General features: G+C 57.4%; 18 protein-coding genes and 1 pseudogene. 8 read left to right on the forward strand and 11 right to left on the reverse strand.

Annotated elements, in window-relative coordinates; all coding sequences use genetic code 11:
* Positions 1-146 precede the first annotated feature (146 nt).
* Entirely contained in the window at positions 147-1196 is a 1050-nt protein-coding gene (locus tag AC1RR3_RS00875) for a LysR family transcriptional regulator (protein WP_492818407.1), read from the forward strand.
* A 6-nt stretch (positions 1197-1202) separates the two neighbouring features.
* On the opposite strand, the gene AC1RR3_RS00880 is transcribed toward AC1RR3_RS00875, so the two are convergent.
* On the reverse strand, positions 1203-2528 hold the full coding sequence (locus tag AC1RR3_RS00880; protein WP_492818409.1) for an MFS transporter: 1326 nt from the start codon (positions 2526-2528) through the stop codon (positions 1203-1205).
* Between the two features lie 634 nt (positions 2529-3162).
* Here AC1RR3_RS00880 and AC1RR3_RS00885 point away from each other — a divergent pair.
* Positions 3163-3498 (forward strand): annotated as a pseudogene (locus AC1RR3_RS00885) (autoinducer binding domain-containing protein); the annotation flags it as partial.
* Between the two features lie 204 nt (positions 3499-3702).
* Here AC1RR3_RS00885 and AC1RR3_RS00890 read toward each other — a convergent pair.
* The 3 genes from AC1RR3_RS00890 to AC1RR3_RS00900 form a co-directional block, all read right to left on the reverse strand.
* Complete coding sequence (locus AC1RR3_RS00890) at positions 3703-4623, reverse strand: amidohydrolase family protein (protein WP_492818411.1); 921 nt, start codon at positions 4621-4623, stop codon at positions 3703-3705.
* A gap of 34 nt (positions 4624-4657) precedes the next feature.
* Positions 4658-6190: a CoA-acylating methylmalonate-semialdehyde dehydrogenase gene (locus tag AC1RR3_RS00895; protein WP_492818413.1), complete on the reverse strand. Its 1533-nt coding sequence runs from the start codon at positions 6188-6190 to the stop codon at positions 4658-4660.
* 170 nt (positions 6191-6360) lie between these two features.
* Positions 6361-8412 carry a methyl-accepting chemotaxis protein gene (locus tag AC1RR3_RS00900; RefSeq protein ID WP_492818415.1) on the reverse strand — a complete coding sequence of 684 codons (2052 nt, stop codon included), beginning with the start codon at positions 8410-8412 and terminating at the stop codon, positions 6361-6363.
* A 583-nt stretch (positions 8413-8995) separates the two neighbouring features.
* On the opposite strand from AC1RR3_RS00900, the gene AC1RR3_RS00905 reads away from it, so the two are divergent.
* The 6 genes from AC1RR3_RS00905 to AC1RR3_RS00930 are packed head-to-tail and all read left to right on the forward strand — an operon-like array spanning position 8996 to position 13776.
* Positions 8996-9724 carry a succinate dehydrogenase/fumarate reductase iron-sulfur subunit gene (locus AC1RR3_RS00905; protein WP_492818417.1) on the forward strand — a complete coding sequence of 243 codons (729 nt, stop codon included), beginning with the start codon at positions 8996-8998 and terminating at the stop codon, positions 9722-9724.
* Complete coding sequence (locus tag AC1RR3_RS00910; protein WP_492818419.1) at positions 9721-10053, forward strand: succinate dehydrogenase; 333 nt, start codon at positions 9721-9723, stop codon at positions 10051-10053. Before AC1RR3_RS00905 ends, AC1RR3_RS00910 begins: the two co-directional genes overlap by 4 nt.
* 41 nt (positions 10054-10094) lie before the next feature.
* The gene (locus tag AC1RR3_RS00915) at positions 10095-10394 is read left to right on the forward strand and encodes a succinate dehydrogenase, cytochrome b556 subunit (protein WP_492818421.1); all 300 of its coding nucleotides are present in this window, start codon (positions 10095-10097) and stop codon (positions 10392-10394) included.
* A 9-nt stretch (positions 10395-10403) separates the two neighbouring features.
* Positions 10404-12146, forward strand: coding sequence for an L-aspartate oxidase (locus tag AC1RR3_RS00920; RefSeq protein WP_492818423.1), 1743 nt, complete (start codon positions 10404-10406; stop codon positions 12144-12146).
* The gene (locus tag AC1RR3_RS00925; protein ID WP_492818425.1) at positions 12143-13102 is read left to right on the forward strand and encodes a fumarate hydratase; all 960 of its coding nucleotides are present in this window, start codon (positions 12143-12145) and stop codon (positions 13100-13102) included. The genes AC1RR3_RS00920 and AC1RR3_RS00925 overlap by 4 nt, the downstream gene beginning before the upstream one ends.
* A 5-nt stretch (positions 13103-13107) precedes the next feature.
* A complete protein-coding gene (locus tag AC1RR3_RS00930; protein ID WP_492818427.1) occupies positions 13108-13776 on the forward strand; it encodes a fumarate hydratase C-terminal domain-containing protein in 669 nt (222 codons plus the stop codon).
* Here the strand turns inward: AC1RR3_RS00930 and AC1RR3_RS00935 are convergent.
* From AC1RR3_RS00935 to AC1RR3_RS00965, 7 genes are read right to left on the reverse strand one after another with little or no spacing between them, the layout of a single operon-like run.
* A complete protein-coding gene (locus AC1RR3_RS00935) occupies positions 13737-14702 on the reverse strand; it encodes a LysR substrate-binding domain-containing protein (RefSeq protein WP_492818429.1) in 966 nt (321 codons plus the stop codon). The two genes, AC1RR3_RS00930 and AC1RR3_RS00935, sit on opposite strands and share 40 nt — an antisense overlap.
* 44 nt (positions 14703-14746) lie before the next feature.
* Positions 14747-16243 carry a methylaspartate mutase subunit E gene (locus tag AC1RR3_RS00940; protein ID WP_492818431.1) on the reverse strand — a complete coding sequence of 499 codons (1497 nt, stop codon included), beginning with the start codon at positions 16241-16243 and terminating at the stop codon, positions 14747-14749.
* Between the two features lie 8 nt (positions 16244-16251).
* On the reverse strand, positions 16252-17649 hold the full coding sequence (gene glmL / locus AC1RR3_RS00945) for a methylaspartate mutase accessory protein GlmL (protein ID WP_492818433.1): 1398 nt from the start codon (positions 17647-17649) through the stop codon (positions 16252-16254).
* Positions 17646-18158: a methylaspartate mutase subunit S gene (gene glmS, locus AC1RR3_RS00950; RefSeq protein ID WP_492818435.1), complete on the reverse strand. Its 513-nt coding sequence runs from the start codon at positions 18156-18158 to the stop codon at positions 17646-17648. Before glmS ends, glmL begins: the two co-directional genes overlap by 4 nt.
* Positions 18142-18498 (reverse strand): cupin domain-containing protein, encoded by a 357-nt coding sequence (locus AC1RR3_RS00955; protein WP_492818437.1) that lies wholly within the window; start codon positions 18496-18498, stop codon positions 18142-18144. The genes glmS and AC1RR3_RS00955 overlap by 17 nt, the downstream gene beginning before the upstream one ends.
* Positions 18499-18536: 38 nt before the next feature.
* Positions 18537-19973, reverse strand: coding sequence for an amidase (locus tag AC1RR3_RS00960; protein ID WP_492818439.1), 1437 nt, complete (start codon positions 19971-19973; stop codon positions 18537-18539).
* Positions 19970-20932, reverse strand: a complete 963-nt coding sequence (locus AC1RR3_RS00965; RefSeq protein ID WP_492818441.1) for an oligopeptide/dipeptide ABC transporter ATP-binding protein — start codon at positions 20930-20932, stop codon at positions 19970-19972. Before AC1RR3_RS00965 ends, AC1RR3_RS00960 begins: the two co-directional genes overlap by 4 nt.
* Position 20933 lies beyond the last annotated feature (1 nt).

Consider the following 20933-nt stretch of genomic DNA (forward strand, 5'->3'; position numbering starts at 1 on the left):
TTTATGCTAGATTTGACTTGATAATTCTGTGTAGCGACAGGCGGACCCCGATGGAAATCAGTTGTCACTATGCGACGCATAATCTGTGTTGATACCGATTCCTGAAATCCATGGCGGAATGTACATGTCGCGCTCGCCAAGCAGAGATGAGCGAAAAGGACCGGGTTCACCGTCTGGTTGCTCAGAGGCAGGGGCGCCAACAATCCACCGTTCAACCAGCGGAAGCGACAACCCATAGCATGCTGAATATTCGCGGTTCTGATCTTACGCTTCTGGTGTCCCTGAATGCGCTACTAGAGGAAGCGAATGTCACTCGCGCCGCCGCGAGGCTCAATATCAGCCAACCGGCGGTATCAGCGCAATTGGCACGACTACGTGAGCTCTTTGGAGATCCCCTTTTATTGCCCGCCGAAGGCGGGCGAGGAATGACGCTCACAACGCGCGCGCTGGAGCTGAAGGCCCCGCTCTTTCTTGCTCTGAAAGAGATGGAAACCATACTCAATGAACGCCCATCTTTTGATCCTCTGACAGCACAGCGTACGTTTTCCGTTGCGACCAGCGACAATGCCCTCGTGATGCTTGGTCTCAATCTCATTGCCGAATTGGCTCAGGGCGCCGGACCAGGCGTCCGGGTCTCGTTCCGCAATCCAAGACAAGAACTCATTGCGAACCAATTGGAGAACGGCGAAGTCGATGTGCTCATCGGCACAGCACGACTTGTGCCGGAGTCGATGAAAGCGAAGCCGTTGTTTCAGGACCGCTATGTCGTCGTTCAACGCAAGGGACATCCTCGCGGCACAGGGGCATTCAGCCTGGATTCTTATTGTAAACTAAGACATGTCCTCGTCTCGAACACCGGAGGTTCATTCGAAGGATTCATCGATGAACAGTTAAATCGAAGAGGCTGTTCTCGCAACGTTGCCGTGTCGGTACAGACCTACAGTGCCGTGCCGTTGATACTGACTCAAACAGACTATGTCTGCGTGCTTCCTTCAATGTTTGCTCGGCAATTTTCCGATCGCCTCGATATCATCGAACCACCCATGGAAGCCCAGGAATTTACGCTACTGCTCGCTTGGCACGCGCGGAATCACGCAAATCCTGCTCATATGTGGCTACGTGATCGGCTCGCAGCAATTGCGGACTCGGTGGCATCAAAGTCGAAAGACTTCAAGTCCCAGTTGCATCCGGGATGAAATCGCCTATTGAAGCAAAGGCTTTCGAGCGGTTTCGGACAAGGACGTAACCGCTATCAGCGTGACAGCCGCCATCGCCATAATATAGTAAGATGGAGAGATTGGATTGCCGGTCTCTCCAACCAACCACGTTGCGATGTAGGGGGCGGTGCCTCCCGTTAGCGCGACGGTGACGTTGTACGCGATGCCGACTCCGCTATAGCGGATCCTGGCTGGATACATTTCCGCGAGAGTGGTCCACAGAGGACCGCTTGTAATCGCGACAAACAGACTCAACAGCACGTGTGCTGCAATTGCTAATTTGAAGCTAGCCCCGCTCATGAATCCAAACAGTGGAATGGTGAGCAGCAAGAAGCACAAAGCGGAAATACCTATGACGGCCCTCCTCCCGATTCGGTCCGACAGCCATCCAAAAAGTGGTATCGTCACCGCCGCAGTGCACAGCGCGGCGATTGTGGAATAGGTTGCCTCCGTCCGTGTGAACGCTCCTTGGGTTTGCAGGTAAGTCGCTACATAAACGAAAACCAGATAATATACCGCAAACGCCATGGCGGCGACGCCGACTGATTTCAACACCGTGCCACGATTTTCTGACAGCACCTCTACCAACGGAATTTTCTTCGGCTTGACCTGAGCCACTTTAGATTCGAATACCGGCGTATCGTGCAACCGCGTTCTAATGTAGAATCCGATCAAACCAGTAGGCAGCGCTACAATGAACGGTATGCGCCACGCCCACTCCGACATTGCCGGCGGCAGAAAGAAGGCATTCATAGTCAGAATAATAATCGACGCGAGCAGCAAGCCGACTATCCCACCTACGGGCGCCGCACTGGTAAACAAGCCCCGGTTCTTGTCGTCACTGAACTCTGCGAGCATCGTTGCAGCACCACCTATCTCTCCCCCAGCGGCCAGCCCCTGAAGTAGCCTTAGGAGCACCAGAAGCGCCGGAGCGAGAACGCCAATTGAGAGATAGTCGGGCAGCACTCCGATCGCAAAAGTGCTTCCGGCCATCAAAGCTATCGACCACACCATAGCGGTCTTACGACCAGCGCGGTCCCCAATGTGGCCGAAGAGAATCCCGCCAGCAGGACGTGCAAAAAACGCAATAGCGAATACCGCGAAAGCAGCAAGCAAGCTGGCGAGCGGGCTCGAACTTGGAAAGAAGCGGTCGGCGATCGGCTTCGCTAAGTAGCCGTAGATCCCAAAATCAAAGAACTCAACCGCCGTCCCGATACCACTTGCGAAAATAATCTTGGAACGCTCATTACGAATTTTCGCGGCGTCGTCACGCGTCGGGCGATTGACTTCGGCCGCAATAATATCAGTCATCTAAAACTCCTCAGATTTGCGATAGGCCGCGGAATGCCGATTACGACGACATTGCGACAGAAGACTCGTGATTCAAAATCGATCTGCACTATTTGACGTATAACGCCGAATGATAGCTGTGAACGTCGATCTGATGTACTTAATCCGCGGACTATACCTATTCCACGGAGTGAAAACGGAGACCTGCGTTCATCCAGCAGGACGTGTGGTGCAGCGCGCTTAACGTACTACGATCGAAGCGGCTCGATCCAAGAATCAAGTGGTTTGGGCGCGAACTCGACACCCAACAGAACTCGATTCTCTGACTCGGCATTGCTAATAAGATCAAGTCAAAGATCCCTCAGCTTGCGCGCCGGGAAAGTCAAGTTCGCACGAGCGCAGCCGCCGCGGCGGACTCCAACCTTCTATCTGCGTCCCGAATCTCTGCTGAGCATCGCCGCCTTTTGGCAGCCGCGGCACCGACTGCCGTCCCTACACCGGCTAACATGCACAGCAGGAATATTTGAATAGCGCCACGCGAGATGCGGCGGGATCCGGGATCGCGTGACACTGGCAAGGAACGCATCCCTTTTTGCGCGAGGAACGATGCACCACATATTTCAGAAATTCATTGATCTACTTTCAACCGCTGGAGATGCTGTTGCGTTCGCTGAAACGATGGCGACCAACGCAAGCGAGCTTCGATTTATCTTGCTTTGAATACCTCGCGTTGCCGCACCGACTTAGCAAAGAACCGCTCATAATCTCGACATATCCAACTCATTGGGTCGCGCATTATCTGCGGAACCGCTATGAACACGTAGATCCAATCATCATGCGAGCTTTACAGAACCCCGAACCATTCAGCTGGGGTTCGGATCTTTCGTCGACCCATATCGCCTTGGCGCAGCAACTGTTTCTGAACGAGGCTTCAGAATTCGGAATCCGCCTAGGGTTTACTGTCCCAATTCACGATGGGCATGGCCCAGTTGCTGCAGCGAAGGTGGCGGAGTTTCCGACGATCGCAACTCCGCGCAATGCTCCGACAAGCCTGCCGCGACCATTATGGCTATTGCGCAAGATTGATCCTCTGCTCATCAGGCCTTCAATGGGCATCGAACTCCGTTGTTCCTGGAAACTGCATCGTGAGCGCCACCGCCAAAAAGGACGGCCCGGGCTTTCTCGCCCGGGCCAGTCAGTAGATCCCTCGGGAGGAGGGAGAGGGACGCTCATCCGTAGCTACCGACGTCCGCGCAAAAGCCGTCTTACCCGCGATCGCGGGCATCCCAAGCAGCTCCGCCGCGTTAAGGTACAAAATACGCTCAAGGCTGGCCGGTCTCAGAGGTAGCGTACGAAACCATGCAAGGTATTGCTTCACCGGAGCGAAAGGAAACGCGCTCGCGTAGATCAACCTATCGGTCAGCCAAGTATCCGCAGCGGTCGCATAGTCGACCATGCCCGGCATGTTTGACAGGAGGTAGTCGGGAGAAAGAAATAGGTTGGGTCGACGAAGTGCGACGTGGAGAATTTGGTGCACCCATGGCCAGTTCCCATGGGCCGAAACGATACGCAGATCGGGGAAGTCCGCGAGAACGCGATCCAGGCGCTCCGGCGAAGTAAAGCTCAAGTCAGGACCAGCGTTACCGCCAGTCATCAAGACCAACGGCACCCCCAAGTCCTCGCAATGCGCATAGATCGGATAGAGCCGCCGGTCATCTGTATGCATAGGCGGGACTGAGCCACCAGGCTCCAGATTGAATGCTTTGAATCCTAAGGCCCGCGTAGCGTTCATTTCCGCAATTGCATTTCTACGGTTTGATGGATCAATCGAAGCTATTCCAATGAATCGACCCGGAAACGCGTCACAAAATTCCTTCACCTCGTCATTAGAGACAAAGCCAAGCGCACCCGAGTTACGGCCGACGACGACTCCGACGTCAACGCCCGCCTCGTCCATCTCGGCAAGAAGCAGCGGGACGGATTTCTGCTGGGCCGCCGCCGACGGGACAAGACCAATGGATCGCGTGATTCGATCGCGTCGTTCGTCTCCTGCATACATGGATGTTCGGAGAAATCCCTTGAAGGGAGGACGAATGCGGAAATCGATTACTGGCATTTTAAGGTCACTTCAGATATCCAATGCTTCGTTTTCAATTCATCGTCGGGATCGAGAACTCCGCGCCTTCCTTGACGCCGGACGGCCAGCGCGAGGTGATGGTCTTGGTCTTGGTCTTGGTCTTGGTCTTGGTCTTGGTCTTGGTCTTGGTGTAGAAGCGGACCGAATCCGGGCCGTGCTGGTTGAGATCGCCGAAGCCGGACTTCTTCCAGCCGCCGAAGGTGTAATAGGCGATCGGCACCGGGATCGGCACGTTGATGCCGACCATGCCGACATTGACCTTGGCCGCGAAGTCGCGCGCGGCGTCGCCGTCGCGGGTGAAGATGGCAACGCCGTTGCCGTAATCATGCTCGGACGGCAGCGCCAGCGCCTCCTTGTAGTCATGCGCGCGCACCACCGAGAGCACCGGGCCAAAGATTTCTTCCTTGTAGATCCGCATGTCCTTGGTGACGTTGTCGAACAGCGAACCGCCGAGATAAAAGCCGTTCTCGTAGCCCTGCATCTTGAAGCCGCGGCCGTCGACGGCAAGCGTGGCGCCTTCCTTGATGCCGATGTCGACATAGTTCCTGACGCGGTTGAGCGCCTCCTTCGTCACCAGCGGGCCGTAATCGGCGGACGGATCGATCGAGGTGCCGATCTTGAGAGATTCCACGCGCGGGATCAGCTTTTCCATCAGCCGGTCGGCGGTGGTCTTGCCGACGGGCACCGCGACCGAGATCGCCATGCAGCGCTCGCCGGCCGAGCCGTAGCCGGCGCCGATCAACGCATCGACGGTCTGGTCCATGTCGGCGTCGGGCATAATCACGGCATGGTTCTTGGCGCCTCCGAAACACTGCGCGCGTTTGCCGGTCGCGGCTGCGCGCTCGTAGATATATTGCGCGATCGGCGAGGAGCCGACGAAACCGACCGCCTTGATATCGGGATCGTCGAGGATGGCGTCGACCGCTTCCTTGTCGCCGTTGACGACGTTGAGGATGCCGGCCGGCAGGCCCGCTTCGATCATCAGCTCAGCGAGCATCATCGGCACGCCGGGATCGCGCTCCGACGGCTTCAGGATGAACGCATTGCCGCAGGCGATCGCCGGCGCAAACTTCCACATCGGAATCATCGCCGGGAAGTTGAACGGGGTGATGCCGGCGACCACGCCGAGCGGTTGCCGCATCGAATAGATGTCGATGCCGGGGCCGGCGCCTTCGGTGTATTCGCCCTTCATCAAATGCGGAATGCCGCAGGCGAACTCGACCACTTCGAGGCCGCGCTGGATATCGCCCTTGGCGTCGGGAACGGTCTTGCCGTGTTCACGCGCCATGCAATCGGCGAGCTTGTCGTAGTCGCGCTGCGCCAGTTCGAGGAATTTCATCATCACGCGGGCGCGGCGCTGCGGGTTGGTGTTGGCCCACTCGACCTGCGCGTCCCTGGCGTTCTCCACCGCAGCGCGAAGCTCGGCCTTGGAGGCCAGCGCCACCTTGGCCTGGACGTCGCCGGTCATCGGCTCGAAAACGTCAGCCGTGCGGCCCGACGTGCCCTTGACCTCTTTGCCGCCGATGAAATGTCCGATTGAACGCATCTGGTATTCGGCCTCAACTATCTGGGTGCAGTGGGTGACTTGCACTTGCTGAAGAGGGGTTATTCCGAATTATCGGCTCGCAACAGCGGAAATAATCGTAGAAGAGGTACAGTTAAAGTGAACAAGATAGCTCTGCTCCCTCTGCTGTGTCCCGCTCAGTCGCACCGGGCTTATGCCGCCCGAATTGTCGCCAGGAACGATTCCAGCTTTTCTCGGAGCAGGCCGCTTTCCTCCGCGAGTTGTGCCGCCGATTTCAGCACCTGCTCTGAGGCAGTTCTAGCTTCTGTCGCATCTCTCTCGAGTGCACCCATGTCATTGGCAATATGCTGAATCGCGTTCGCTGCCCCCTGCACATTGCGGGATATTTCGCTTGTCGCCGAACTCTGTTGGTCAACGGACGAGGCAATGGTCGAATTAATGGTCGAAATGCTATCGATCGTGACGCCTATTTCGCCAATTGATAGGACTGAGTCGCGCGTTGCTCTCTGTATCAGTCCAATTCGAGACGTTATGTCACCCGTCGCCTTGGACGTCTGGCCAGCGAGGTTCTTTACCTCTGCCGCTACGACGGCGAACCCTCGGCCCGCCTCGCCTGCCCGTGCCGCCTCGATGGTGGCGTTGAGAGCCAGGAGGTCCGTTTGCTCCGCAATTCCTGTGATCAGCTTGATGACGTCGCCGATCTGCCCGGCCGCGTTCTGCAATTCGGTGATCTTCTCATCGGTCGCGCGCGCCTGACTCACTGCATGTGAAGCAATGTCCCCGGATTCCCGCGCCTGACGGCTGATTTCATGAACCGAGTTCGATAACTGTTCGGTCGCGGAGGCCACGGCCTGCATGTTGACGGCGGATTTTTCGGAAGCGTTGACAGCCTGTCCTGACCGCTCCTTGGCCGCGTGCGCGACACGCATCAGCGTCGAAGCAGAATTCTCGAGATTCTTCGCCGAGGACGAAACATTTGAAACGATTCCCCCTACCGCAAGCTCGAACTCCCCTGCAAAGCCAAGCATCGCTTTCTTGCGCTCGTTCTCGTTCGTAATCTGCGATTCTTGTTGCTCGCGGGCCTGTTGTTCAGCTCTAGCTATCGCCGTTCGCTTAAAGCCTTCTATGGCATCTGACATCCCTCCGATCTCGTCATTTTTGCCGGACCGGGGCAATTGGATATCGAATTTTCCGGCAGCCAGATCCTGAAGCGCAAGACGCATCATCGTGATCGGCGCCGAGATGCTGCGACTGAGCAGAATGCTCACAATTGCTCCGGCGGTGAGTCCGACGATTCCCAGCACCATCACGAGCCATCCGGACCTCGAGAGAACATCGTCCGCCGTCGATGCGACGATTCGTTGCTCCGCTACCGCGCCTTCCTTCGCGCTGCGTGCAAGTTCGCCGATCTTGTCGGCCGCCGCCGACATCTGGAGTACCGCTTCATCAAAAGAGCTGACGTTGGACTTGATACGTGCAAATATGCGCGTGCAATCACCCAACAATTCAACGGCCTGAGTGAGATTTTGGGCAAGATTCGCATCCCTCACCTTGAGGGACTCGAATCCGGCCTTTAGAAGCTTGAGGCGAGCGATAGCCGTATTTGATGATGCGTTTGAAGGCTGCGCCAAAAAGCCGGTTACCAGTTCAATCACACTACCAGCCTGTGCTGCATACTCCCTTGTGGAGGCGATATTCGACGCATCCCCTTCCCGTGTCACTCCATCGACGATGTCTTCCAGCTTGTACTTAAAAGTACTCGTGACCTTGGACAATTCTTCCTTTTCAATCTTCCGATTCTCTGCCTTTAGATTAGCTGCGCGTCTGAATAGCTTCTCAAATTCATCAAACTGCTTTGAGATCGTGTCCACCTCTGAAAACCGGGCGGTATTCTTCATGGTTTCGGACGCGTGCTTGATCGAATTTCTTAGCTGACGCTCGGCCGCTACCGCCGAGGCTTCGTCCTCGGGGACACCGGTCCTTAGAAAATACCTCACGAGCAAGGCGAAGGAAGTGAGATCCGTCTCAACATCGCGCAGTGTATCCGATTGAAGGACGGCCGAGCGATAGGCCAGTGAGCTATCCAATACGCGCTCGAAACCGAAGTGAGCGCCCGCTGTACTGAGCAGCGAAATGAGAAGCACGACACCAAAGCCAAACCCAATTTTGGTACGCAGCTTAAAATTCGAAAAACTTGTCCCGCGCTTGGAAGGCTTTCTGGCAACTTGGCTTCCAATTAGCATAAGTCGTTGATCCTGAAGCCCGGATCGGGCCTGTTTGAGTTTTGGTTAAAGTTCCATCGGCCGATGCGAACGGGTTCGACGTCCGGCCAGAACTCCGAGCTTCGGCCAGCAGCATCCGTCGCCAGTTGGATTCGAAGCGCTCTGCGCTGCAGGAGCCTTCGTCCCCTGCTTCGCCTTCGAAGGGCCCCGAGCAAGTACGCGGACATAAGTATTCCGATTCTCTCCATCCGGAAAACTTGAAATAATTGAAGAAGATATGCAGTAAAAAGGAACTAATGGGATTCTCTGCCTGCCCATTCTGCGTGTTGACCATCTCGGGAGCGGTGACCAGCCGTAAGCGCCGCAGCGGACCGCAACTCGGCCTGCGGTGACGCATGTCAAACCTACCGAGAGGGTGCCGAGCGGTTCTTTTTCCAGGAACTAAAGGATCTTTTGTCGAGCTCGAACGACGCTCAGGTGGCAACTGGCGACATGAGATCCACACCGGAAAGCAGAAGCTAATCTTCAATTCAATTCGTTATGGCCGCGGCACTTCGGCTGGTAGCGTTCCGGCGAGCGATCGGCTGCGCGTGGATGCACTTAAATGAACAGTTCAGACAAAGATCTGACAGTTGAAATCAAGCGTGGACAGTCGGGGTCCGCCTTTCAGACCTACAAGGTGCCGCAGCGCGACAATCAAACGGTCCTCGACGTCGTTACATGGATACAGCGCTACTCCGATCCATCGCTATCCTATCGCTTCGCTTGCCGTGTAGGAATGTGCGGCTCCTGCGCCATGACGGTGAACGGCCGCGCTCGCTGGACGTGCAGGACGCACGTCTCGAAGGTAGCAAAGTCCGGAAGGCTGACACTAGCTCCCCTCACGCACCTGCCCGTCATCAAGGACTTGGTCGTCGATATGAGGCCATTCTTTGAAAAATGGCAGAAGGCAAAAGGCATCTTCGCACCCACCCTCACCCGCGATGACGCAGTGCAAGCCTTGCCGCCTGATACCGCAAAGCGCATGGCCGCAGACGCCGGAATCGAATGCATAAACTGCGGCGTTTGCTACGCCTCATGCGACACTGTCGGCCGGATCGAAAATTTCTTGGGTCCCGCCGCGCTCAATCGCGCCTGGACGCTCGCAAACGATGTGCGCGACAGCGGTAATAAGGAGCGGATTCGCGCGGTATCGGAAGCCGGCGGCTGTCACTCCTGTCATTCACATCAATCGTGCCAGCAGCACTGCCCGCAGGGTCTCAATCCCACCGCATCAATCGCTGGTCTGAAGCTTTTGTCTTCGGTTGCGTACATCAAGGGTGACCTGAAATGACGGGCGTCAAGCTGTATCTAGCTCAACGCGCAACAGCAATGCTGATGGCCCCGCTGATCGTCGTCCACCTGGCCGTAATATTTTACGCAACCCGAAAGGGTCTCTCGGCCGAGGATATTCTCTCCCGCACCCGGGGAAGCGTCACTTGGGCCATTTTCTACGGCACATTCGTCGTCGCGGCATCCGTCCATGCCGGGATCGGAATGAGGACAGTCATCATAGAATGGCTTAGGAGTTCGGTTTCGTCCGCAAATTGGCTTTCCGTCATTATCGTCGTGCTGCTGACGTTTGCCGGTTTGCGCGCGGTTGCTGCGGTAATCATGAGATGAATCTCTTCGTCCGACAGAGCGAAGTGCTTTGGATAGCCGCAATGATCCACCGGCTTTCCGGGGTAGGGCTTTCGCTTTTCTTACCTTTGCATTTCCTCGCGCTGGGTTTGGCCCTCGACGACGAGCGGAGACTCGAAGGATTCATTAGGTGGACTGACTTACCGACAGTGAAGCTCGCAGAAGGAGGACTTGTCTTCCTGCTAATCGTTCATTTGCTTGGCGGGATGCGGTTGCTGTTGGTCGAAAATCTGCCGTGGCGAGACGGGCAGAAGGCAGCAGCGTGGGCAGCGGGCATTGTATCAGCCGTGGCGGCGTTCATCTTCCTGATCGGAGCAATCTAGGGCAACCGTATGTTGGAGCGATCCAAGACTGACATTCTCATCCTCGGCTCTGGCGGCGCCGGCCTTTTCGCGGCCCTGCACGCCCATTCGGGAGGTCCCCGCCTCGACGTCACCGTCGTCACTAAGGGTCTTGTCGGAAAGTGCGGATGCACCCGCATGGTTCAGGGTGGCTACAACGTCGCCCTCAATCCCGGCGATTCGATCGAACGGCATTTCATGGACACGATCGAGGGCGGCAAGTGGTTGCCGGACCAGGACCTTGCATGGACCCTCGTCGAAAAGGCAGTGGAAAGGGTTCGCGAACTCGAGAATGAGATCGGTTGCTTTTTCGACCGGAACGCAGACGGCACGCTGCACGGCAAAGCTTTTGCCGGGCAAACTTTTGACCGGACCGTACACAAGGGCGACCTGACGGGAATCGAGATCATCAACCGTCTGATGGAGCAGGTTTGGGCCAAGCCCGGAGTAAAACGGCTGGAAGAACATCGAGCTCTTGCACTGGTTCCGGCAGCGAACGGGCAATCAATTTCCGGCGTCCTGCTCGTGAACATTGCTAACGGGGATTTCCATTTCATCCAGGCGCGGGCTGTCTTACTCGCCACCGGCGGCGGACCTACAATGTACCGCTATCACACCCCCTCCGGTGACAAGAGCATGGACGGACTTGCCATGGCCCTGCGGGCCGGCCTTCCACTGCGCGATATGGAAATGGTTCAATTCCATCCCACAGGCCTGCTCGCCGGACCCGACACACGCATGACCGGAACCGTGCTCGAAGAGGGGTTGCGCGGCGCCGGCGGGCACCTCCTGAACGGCTCTATGGAGCGATTCATGGGGCGTTACGATCCAAAACTCGAACGCGCCACCAGAGACGTTGTCAGCAGATCCATATATTCAGAGATGAAGTTCGGACGCACATCTCCTTCCGGAGGCGTCTTTATCAAGATGAGTCATCTGGGCCCGACCGAGGTCGCAAGAAAATTCAAGGGAATGGTTGACCGGTGTCGTGACTGCGGCTTCGACCTCCCTGGCGGGCTCGTCGAAGTAGTTCCGACGGCCCACTACTTTATGGGTGGTGTCATCTGTAAGACGGACACGAGCACCGAACTCCCGGGATTGTTCGTTGCCGGCGAGGACGCGAGCGGAATGCATGGCGCAAATCGCCTCGGCGGAAACGGCGTGGCCAACTCGACAGTATTCGGCGGAATTGCCGGCGATTCTATGGTCTCGCGACTTGACAGTTATCGGCCACCCAACGAGGACTGCATACGCGCCGAAGTATCCAGAGCGCTCCATCCGTTCCTGAAACCGACGGGAGACATCAATGCTCTAAGAGAACGTCTTCTCGATGCAATGTGGGAAGACGTGGGGGTTATACGCGACGAGTCAGGATTGAAGCGAGGCGCCCAGAAAGTAGCCGAGATCGGGTCTGAACTTCTCGAGACCGGAATCTCTCAAGACGCTCGGAACTTCAACCTAACCTGGCACGATTGGCTGAATCTTCGTTCGCTGTGCGAGACCAGCGGTGCAATCATCATGGCGGCTCAAAAACGCCAAAACTCCCGCGGTGCCCATTTCAGGTCGGACTACCCCGAACCGGGCGATCTCGATACGTCGCGCTACACTGTAGTCCGTGCGACCGACGGAAGCCTATCCATTTCCGACGAACCCGTCAGGTTTACCCGCGTTCGGCCGGGTCACACTTTGCTTCAATCGGAACTCGCTACTCCCAGCATGGAACCAGTTAAATGATAAGCATCGCGAGCCTTGAAAGCACGGCCCGTCAACTCATGGCGAAGGCAGCGATCGAGATCCCGGACGACTATCTCGATGGCTTGCGCAGGTGTGCCGACATCGAGACCGGCCAGCTTTCCGCTTTCGTTATCCAGGCGATGCTCGAAAACTACGAAGCCGCGAAGGAAGACAGGCGGGCCATGTGCGGAGACACGGGTGTGCCGCGCTGGTATGTCAAGATGGGCAACGAGGCCTGCATCGACGGCGGTCCGGTCGCGCTTGAAGCGGCGTTGCGGCGCGCTACCGCCGCGGCGACCCAGGATGTGCCCCTGCGTCCAAATCGGGTTCATCCGTTGTGGAGGACCGATCACAACAACAATTGCGGGATCGGCGCGCCAGAAATCGATTATGCATTCCATCCCGACGCTGATTGGATAGACCTCGTCACGGTTCATAAGGGAGGGCTGTTCGGATCTGACTACCGCATGTTGTTCCCCGGCGACGGAATCGAAGGCATCAGGCGCTTCTATCTGGACACCCTAATCGGTTTCGGAAAACGCGGGCTTGCCTGTCAACCCGCGATCGTAGGAATCGGCCTTGGAGGATCAAAGGATGCATGCATGACCCTCGGCAAGCAAGCTTCTTGCTTGCGGACAGTGAATTCACGGCATCCGGATGAAAAGATAGCGGCGCTCGAAGACGAACTGAAATCGATAGGAAACAGCATTGGCATGGGAGCAATGGGTTTCATCGGCTCTTCGATGGTCGTGGATGCCCACATCGAGGTTGGCTATTGTCATACGGGCGGAATGCCGATGAGCGTCCACATGTTCTGCCTGTCATCGCGCCGCGCCTGCGCTCGGATTCATAGTGATGGACGCATCGAGCATCGGACGGATCCCCTCTGGTTCACGGATTATATGCGCCGTTCGACGGTGGAATGGGCTCCCGCCATGGCAACGGCAGCGGAGTAGACAAAATGTCGCAACTCAAGACTGCGCTAATCACACTGCCCCCAACGACCGCACAATTGCGGGAGCTTGAAATTGGGACCGTGGTGTATCTTACGGGCCGTGTCTTCACCGCCCGCGAAGGCGTCTATCAGCGGGCAATTGCCGACGGCTTCGGCATGCCCGCATCGCGCTCTGAACTTGGAACAGCAAACTTTCATTGTTCGCCGGCCGCATCGGTCGATGAGAACGGAAAGTTCAATGTCGGCGCGGTAACCGCGACCGCATCCTTTCGTTTCGCAAAATGGCTCGACGGCTGGTTCAAACTTTCTGGATGCAACATCATAATCGGCAAGGGAGGCATGACGTCGCAGGTCTACAAGGAGCAGTTCTGCCCTAACAACGCGGTCTACTTGACGACGGTAGGTTACGGAACCGGTGCGCTTCTTGGTCGTGGAATCAAACGGGTGGCAGGAGTGCACTGGATGGAGGAACTCGGCCTCGCGCAGGCGGTCTGGGTGCTGGACGTCGAACGGTTTGGCCCATTTTTGGTCGAGAGCGACCTCGACGGCAACAGTCTTTTCGAGCGCGAAAACCAGAAGATCGCGCCAGGGATAGAGCGCATCTATGCTGGCACGCGGCCGGCGACGCTGCGGCGTTACGGGGAGATAAGCGACAAATCCGAGGAAGTGATCTGATCCGGTGCAGCGATTTTCTCGTCCGCGATAATTTGCTTCGCCAGAAACCGATGACCGCTCGCCGATATTGAAAGCTGAAGCACCTCGATCAGAGTGGCAACCATCCGGTCTCTTGGATTCGGTATGCGCTCCAATAGCCCCACTTGCCTGGAAATCGGTGCCCCTCCGAAGGGAAGCCATCGTAAATCATTCGCAAAGTCGACACCTGTTCTCCGCGGAACGATGGAAACACCAAGTCCTTCCCGGACCATGGCGTTGATGGCTTCGAGAGTGTCAAGCTCCATCACGGCGTTGACCGCGATCCCTTGAGTTATCAATGCTGTTTCGATCCGCTGGCCGGCCCACGCGCTGCGGGTGTACCGAATGTAGGGCTCCCTGCGGAGAATGTCCGCACAATCCTCGCCGGGGGTCCTGAGGGGCGCGACGAGCATGAATGGTTCTTCGGCGAGCCTGTGCCACGCGAGATTTTCCCGATGGTCGGAGGGCTCAGCGATGATCGCAGCGTCAATTTCCCCCCGCTCCAGTTTTATATAGAGTTCACCCGAGAGGGCCTGTACGATGTGCACACCGAACGTCGGATGTTGCTGCCTAAGAATTGTCAATGCCCTAGGCAATATTCCGGTGGTCCAGGTCGGTATTACGCCGAGCGTCATGGTGCCGCTGAGCTCACCATCTTTTTCCAATAGCTCGAACATCTGACGATAGAGAAAGAGGATCTTTCTTGCTCTCTCGACAATGGCCAATCCGTAGGCGTTGAGCGAGGGAGGGCGGCGGGTCCTATCGAAGAGTTCGCGGCCGAGCGAATCCTCCATTTGCTTCATCTGCGTGCTGAGTGCGGACTGCGATAGGTGAACAACCTCGGAAGCCGCGGCAAAACTCCCGTGGTCCGCAATAGCAACGATAGATCTTAGTGCCCGAATGTTCATGATCGCCTCATTGGGCTTCGCGACGCGTTTCCTGCGCCAGACGTTCAGCAGTCCCGCATGTGCAATGCCGGCATCAGCGTCTGCAGCGTTTCGCTCATCTCGAAGACGCTCTTGATCGATAGATCCACGCCAAATTTCTCGCCGGTCCGCTCGGCTTGCATGGTGAGCCTCTCCTTGTGAAACTCAAGGATGTCCTTCGGATAGGGCATGCCCGCGGGATCAACGATCCTCAAATAGCCATCTATGTCTCTTGCCGGCACAACCCTGCTTTTCACAAAGCGGTTGGGGGACCAAGGAATATCGAGCACGCCGGCCTCGATCGCCCTCACGGCGGCGAGTGCGGCATCGCCGTCTCCCATTTCCAGCGCCTTGTCGACAATCGCCTGTACTTCCCGCCTGATGAAGTCCTTCTCGCGCTCGTACTCTGGTTGGCCTTTCAGCCTGATGCTTTGAGCAAGATATATCGCCATCCTGGTCATACGCAGGCCTTCGGAATTGGCCTTGGTGGTCGGAATTCCGATTGCCTCATGCGTCGTCTTGGTGACGACCACGGAAGCGCCGGCTACTGCGGCAACCGTGCCTCCATATACGACCAGGGCTGCCGCCTGGGCTTCGTCCTCCGGCCACGCACCCATCCAGTGGAGCGAAATCATCGGAGTGAATACGTCATGGTAGCCTGCCGCCGCCAGGTAGTGTTGGCAGATTTCCTTACACGCGTCGATCGAGGCAGCGTCCTGGATCAGGTTTAGCGTCTGACCAAGCTCCAAGCCGTAATGGCGGACACCTTGTCCAGCAGCCAGCAACGCATCCAGCACGCACACCGCGATTGCTATGGACGGCGGGACCGTCGTTCCCGTCAAGAATCCCGGCTGACGACGGTGAAGCTCGATACCCCGTTCGGCGTACAGCGCGACCAGCCGATCGAGATATTGGTAATTGCGGATTCCTTCCTCGATCGAGACTTCCTTCGTATACGAGACCGTATAGGCGATCGCCGACCCCAGATAGCCCGTGAAACCCGCGGCGATTGCGATTTCGGAAGTCAGCCTGGGCATTGCCGTCCCCGATAACACGATGGCGGGACACTCAATGCTATCAATTATTTCACTGCAGCTATCGACGCCATAGTTGACGATTGGAAAACCATTGAGCATCGATCTGTTGGCGATCTTCGATGCCTCGATGCCCTTGGCTGCCTGATGCCAGTGCTCGTTTCGGGTGTAGCTATCCGTCGTCGTCGGGACGATATCTGCCATGCCGTCTTCAGATAGCGAGCGCACAAGCTGACAGTGCTCTTCGAGGGTCCCTACCCCTCCTCGAGGCTGGGTCAGGCAACGGCCGTCCGCGACCGCCTTCCGCATTACCGAGGCGAGTTGCTTGTGCTTGGGTAGTCCGGAATGTCGCTCTACGGCCTTTTCGAGGTCCACACCGGCGCCCGTCTCCCATCTCGCCAGATTTGCCGCTCTCTCTTTCTTGAATTCGTCGACCGGAATTTGGTCCTGCGATAGCGGACGAGCCTTGTTCGAAGATGTCTGGAGCATTGTTCGTCCTAGCCGACTGGAGTGAGATGATTGACTGCCAGATCGAAAGCAGCTGACCTGTCGTACTGGGCAAGAAGTCCAACGGCGTAAAGAGCGTACGAACTATCAAGGAAAAAGGCGGGAGCAGTCGGCCGAAGCGAATTCGGATCCGCTTCGTTAGCGAGGATCGGCTGGAGTACCCTCAGCGGATCTGGTGCATGGACAATTGCACCGCCAGTCCCGATGACCGTACACACGCCGGACAGATCCTTCCCTTTTTGGACGGACATCGGCCCGTGTGGGCCGTATACCGTATCGCGCCTGCCCGCGTGCCTGCGCGCCGATATCTCGACTGCTACCCGTGCCAACTCCCGATCCATGATCCGCTCGTCTTCATCACAGGGCAGCCTTTCGACGTCCCGCTCGATTGCATCGAGCATGACGCCAACCGAATCCGCGGGTAGCCCCGTTGCTCTCGAAAACTCGTCGACACCAACCGTCTCGACGACCGTTCGCGCGTTAATCCTCATGCCGAGATCGCCTTCGACGGTCCGTTTTGCGAACGGTTCCGGAAGGCCGAGAACAACCACATCGCCGCTCGATGGTGCACCGCTGCAGAGGGAGTGCATATCCGTCGTTGCGCCGCCGAGGTCAACGATCATCAGATCACCGAGCCCGCCACGACCGGGTGGTCCCTCAGAAATTAGTCGTGCACCATCGAGAACGGCAGCCGGCGTCGGCATCAGCAACTCGTCGAAATGTGCCGCTGCGCGATCGATGCCCTTCGCGTGAACGATCCGGTCCATGAACACGGATCGGATTGCGGCTCTCGCCGGTTCCACGTCGAGCACTCCGAACTCGGGCATTACATTTCCCGCTATCACCACCTGCCCTCCTCTCGATCGGAACGCTTGTTCAATGTCATCTGCGGCTGATCTGTTTCCGACCGAAATAACGGGGCATTGCAAATCTGCTGCTGCGAGCGCTCTCGCATTGAATGCGATTACTTCCTCGTTTCCCCCGTCGGTTCCCCCAGCCAGGAGAACGATGTCTGGCGCGATGCCCCGAATTCTCTCGACATCCGAACGATTGAGCTTTCCGTGGAAGTGGCCAACCAGCTTTGCCCCGGCTCCAAGCGCGGCCTGCCGCGCAGCCTCTGCGGTCAGTTCACGGATGAGCCCGACCGTGACCATGCGTAGGCCGCCCGCGGCACTTGAAGAAGCGAGCCTCACTTCGAACTCGGGAAGCCTACCCATGACTCTCTCCAGGTCACGCATCGCAGTTCTCATTCCGATTGTTACATCGGTATCGACCGTGGACGGACCCTGGCTGCTGCCCACGATTCTAGACGACTGCAAATCCACCGCCCGCAGTTTGGTGTAGGTGCTGCCGAAATCTATCAACAGCGCAATGCGCTCCTTAGTCACGCCGCGGCAATCCGTAAGCCTTCGGCTCTCGCCTCAAAATCGCGATTGAGAATCTCGACTATCGCGTCGGGGCGAGTGCCGGGGGGAAAGGCCCGGTCAAAACCCATATCGACAAAGCGCTGCTCGACCTCGGCCCAAGGCTGCTTTCCGACGACGATGTTGCCACCTACATACAGAAGGACATCGCCTATCCCACCTTCGACACAGAGATCACGAAAACCACGGCAGTCGAGCTCCCCCTGACCGTACAGGGAGGAGACCAGGATCGCATCCGCCTTCGTCTCGACCGCGGCCTTGATGAAATCCGGCGCCGGTGTGAGTGCTCCAAGGGCTACAACCTTGAACCCGGCTTCTTCGAGTGCCATGCTCATTATCCGATTTCCGACGATGTGCGTGTCCGCTCCAATCACCCCGGTGACAAGCGTTTTCATCTGTTGAAGCCCTTCTGTTATGTCCTTCACTTCAATGCTCGGCCGTGAGCGGCGCTCGCCGTTATGCTTGTTGGTCATTCGGGTCACCCATCTGGAAATCGAGGGGAGCCGAGAACGTGGTCAACACCGTGCAACCCGATCGAGATTCGTGAGGGCCATGCGAGGTCCCGGCTTTCCCGACAAAAAACGCCCCTGGCCCGTAACTGGTGCCCTGTTCGACGAAATCTCCTGAAACCACGAAGACGGTCTCGTCAGCATGGGTGTGCCAATGCTGCGGGATTGACGCGCCCGCCTCGATATGGGTCATCACGGTCGTTGCTCCGGAAGCTTCGTCAGTGTGAAGCGTTCGAATCTTGACGCCAGGAATTTCCAAGGCGATCGCTTCGATGTCTCCTGACATCACCGTCTTCTGATACATTTCGTTGCTCCCACTTGCTCGTTTGATATTCGGTCTGCTTAGTCGGCCAGCGCGGCAGCGGGACGGTCGACGAGTTGCGGCGGCGGCGTCAACAGTTCGGGCGTGGCCGCGAACATGGCTTCGAGTTGTCCGGCCCATTCAAGCAGCGAGAGGTCTGAGCCGAGCCTCGACACGATCTGAATGCCGAATGGCGTTCCATTGATCATGCCACAAGGAAGCGAAACGACAGGAAGCGCGGTCAACGTCAAGCCGTAGGTAAGCGCGAACCAGTGGAAGTAACTGCTTAACTCGGTCCCTTCGACAGTCTCGGGATGATTCTGTTCGACCGGGAACGGGAGCACCGAAACGGTCGGGCAGATGAGTAGGTCGCACTCGGAGAAGAACGCTTCCATCCTGCGATAGAGGTCCGTCTGTCGACGTGTGGCGCGAGCGACCTGCGCCAAACTCATTTCGAGGCCTTGCTCTACATTGACGATGACGTTTCGTTCCAAGAGAGTTTTATTTTCACGATAGTGGTCTTCGTAGCTCGCGACAAAATCGAGGGCACGAAGTACCTCGAAGACTTCATCCGCTTCACCCAGATCGGGCGTGACTTCCTCGCAGCGCGCGAAGGCGTGACCGAAGAGAGACACGCACTTCCTGAACCGGTCCCTCACCACGCGGTCGACCGGCGCAAAGCCGAGGTCCTCGCTGAATGCCACCTTGAGGCTTGAGATATCTCCAGCGCGCTTGACCGTCGGCGCCGAAAGACGGGCGAGAGGGTCCGAACTCGATGCGGAGCGCAGGACCTCGAAAAGCAACGCGGTATCCGCGACCGTGCGGCCCATGGGTCCGTCCACGCAGAGAGGAAGCCAACCCATCACCCGGGCTTCGTTCGAGACCATGCCGGGCGAAGGACGAAATCCGACCACCCCGCAGAAGGAAGCGGGAATTCGAAGACTTCCCCCCCGGTCCGATCCGTTAGCTACCGGAACCATCCCGGTCGCCAGCGCCGCGGCGGCGCCGCCGCTCGAACCACCAACAATTCTTCCTGGCGCATAGGGGTTCTGTGTCGGTCCGAACAGAACGTTCGTCGTGTTCGCGCCCGCTCCGAATTCGGGAGTGTTGCTCTTCCCGACGATTACCGCACCGGCGGCCTTGATCGCGGCAACGACCGCGTCATCCACGACCGGTAAATGATCCGAGAACACCCGTGACCCGTAAGTCGTTCGAATACCTGCCGTTGCCGAGAGGTCTTTGACGGCTGCGGGCAATCCATGAAGCAGACCAAGAGGCGCTCCGCGCATGACCTGTGCTTCCGCCTCCAGGGCCGCCGTCTCGGCCTGGTCGAGGATCAGGGTAGGAATGGCGTTAACGCGCGGATTGGACGCCGCTATCCTGTCGCGGCACGCATGGAACACTTCCACCGGCGATATCGCCTTGCGGCCAATTAGCCTTCGAAGTTGCGTTGCTGACAGATCGCAAAGTGGCGTCAATTTTTGCTCCGCTCTTGTACAACATGGCAGGCGACCCAGGACATGCCGCCGGGAAGAAGAGCTGGGCGCTTCTGAGTACACACGGCCATTAGGTCTGGGCAGCGAGGGGCGAAACGACAGCCATCCTGGCCCACCTTTGGATTTATGCTTGCCTGACCGAAGACGCGGGAGATCCTGGTCAGTCCCGAGGCGGCAGGGACGGAGCCCAAAAGCAGCTTGGTGTATGGGTGTTGTGGCCTGTCGAAGACTTCGCCAGTTTCTCCAACTTCGACCACCTCACCCAGGTACATCACCGCAATCCGCGTTGCCAGGTGCTCGACGACAGCCAGATTATGGCTGACGAAAACAAGCGTGAGATTGAAGTCGTCCCGCAGATCCATCAGCAAGTTGAGTATCTGCGACTGTACGGAAACATCGAGCGCGGAAGTCGGCTCGTCACAGATGACCACTTCCGGACGGAGAATTAGCGCACGTGCGATTGCAACGCGCTGTCTCTGCCCACCTGAGAGCTGGCTCGGATAGCTGCTTGAAAAGCGCTTCGGAAGCCCGACCTTTCCCATGATGGATTCGACTTCACGCAAGCGATCTGCCCGCGTTCCAATGCCATGAACAGCGAGAGGTCTGCCTATGATCTGCGCGATAGTGTTCCGCGGGTTGAGCGACGAGTACGGATCCTGAAAGACCGGCTGCACAAACCGCGCGAGATCGCGGCGTTCGCAATCACCCATCGGTTCACCTCGGACAAGCACTTGGCCGCTTGTCACTCCCTCGAGCCCCAACATGATTTTCGTCAACGTCGACTTGCCGCAGCCTGACTCTCCCACGACGCCAAGGACCTCACCTCGCATCACGTCAAGCGAGAGGTCCCGGAGCACCTCGACGGGGCGCGCGGAAGAGAAAACACCTCCTGAGCTGAAGCTTTTGGAAACATGCGTCACGGATATTGCTATGTCAGACATA

The organism is Bradyrhizobium sp. GW821-FHT13H05 (genome assembly GCF_058804065.1).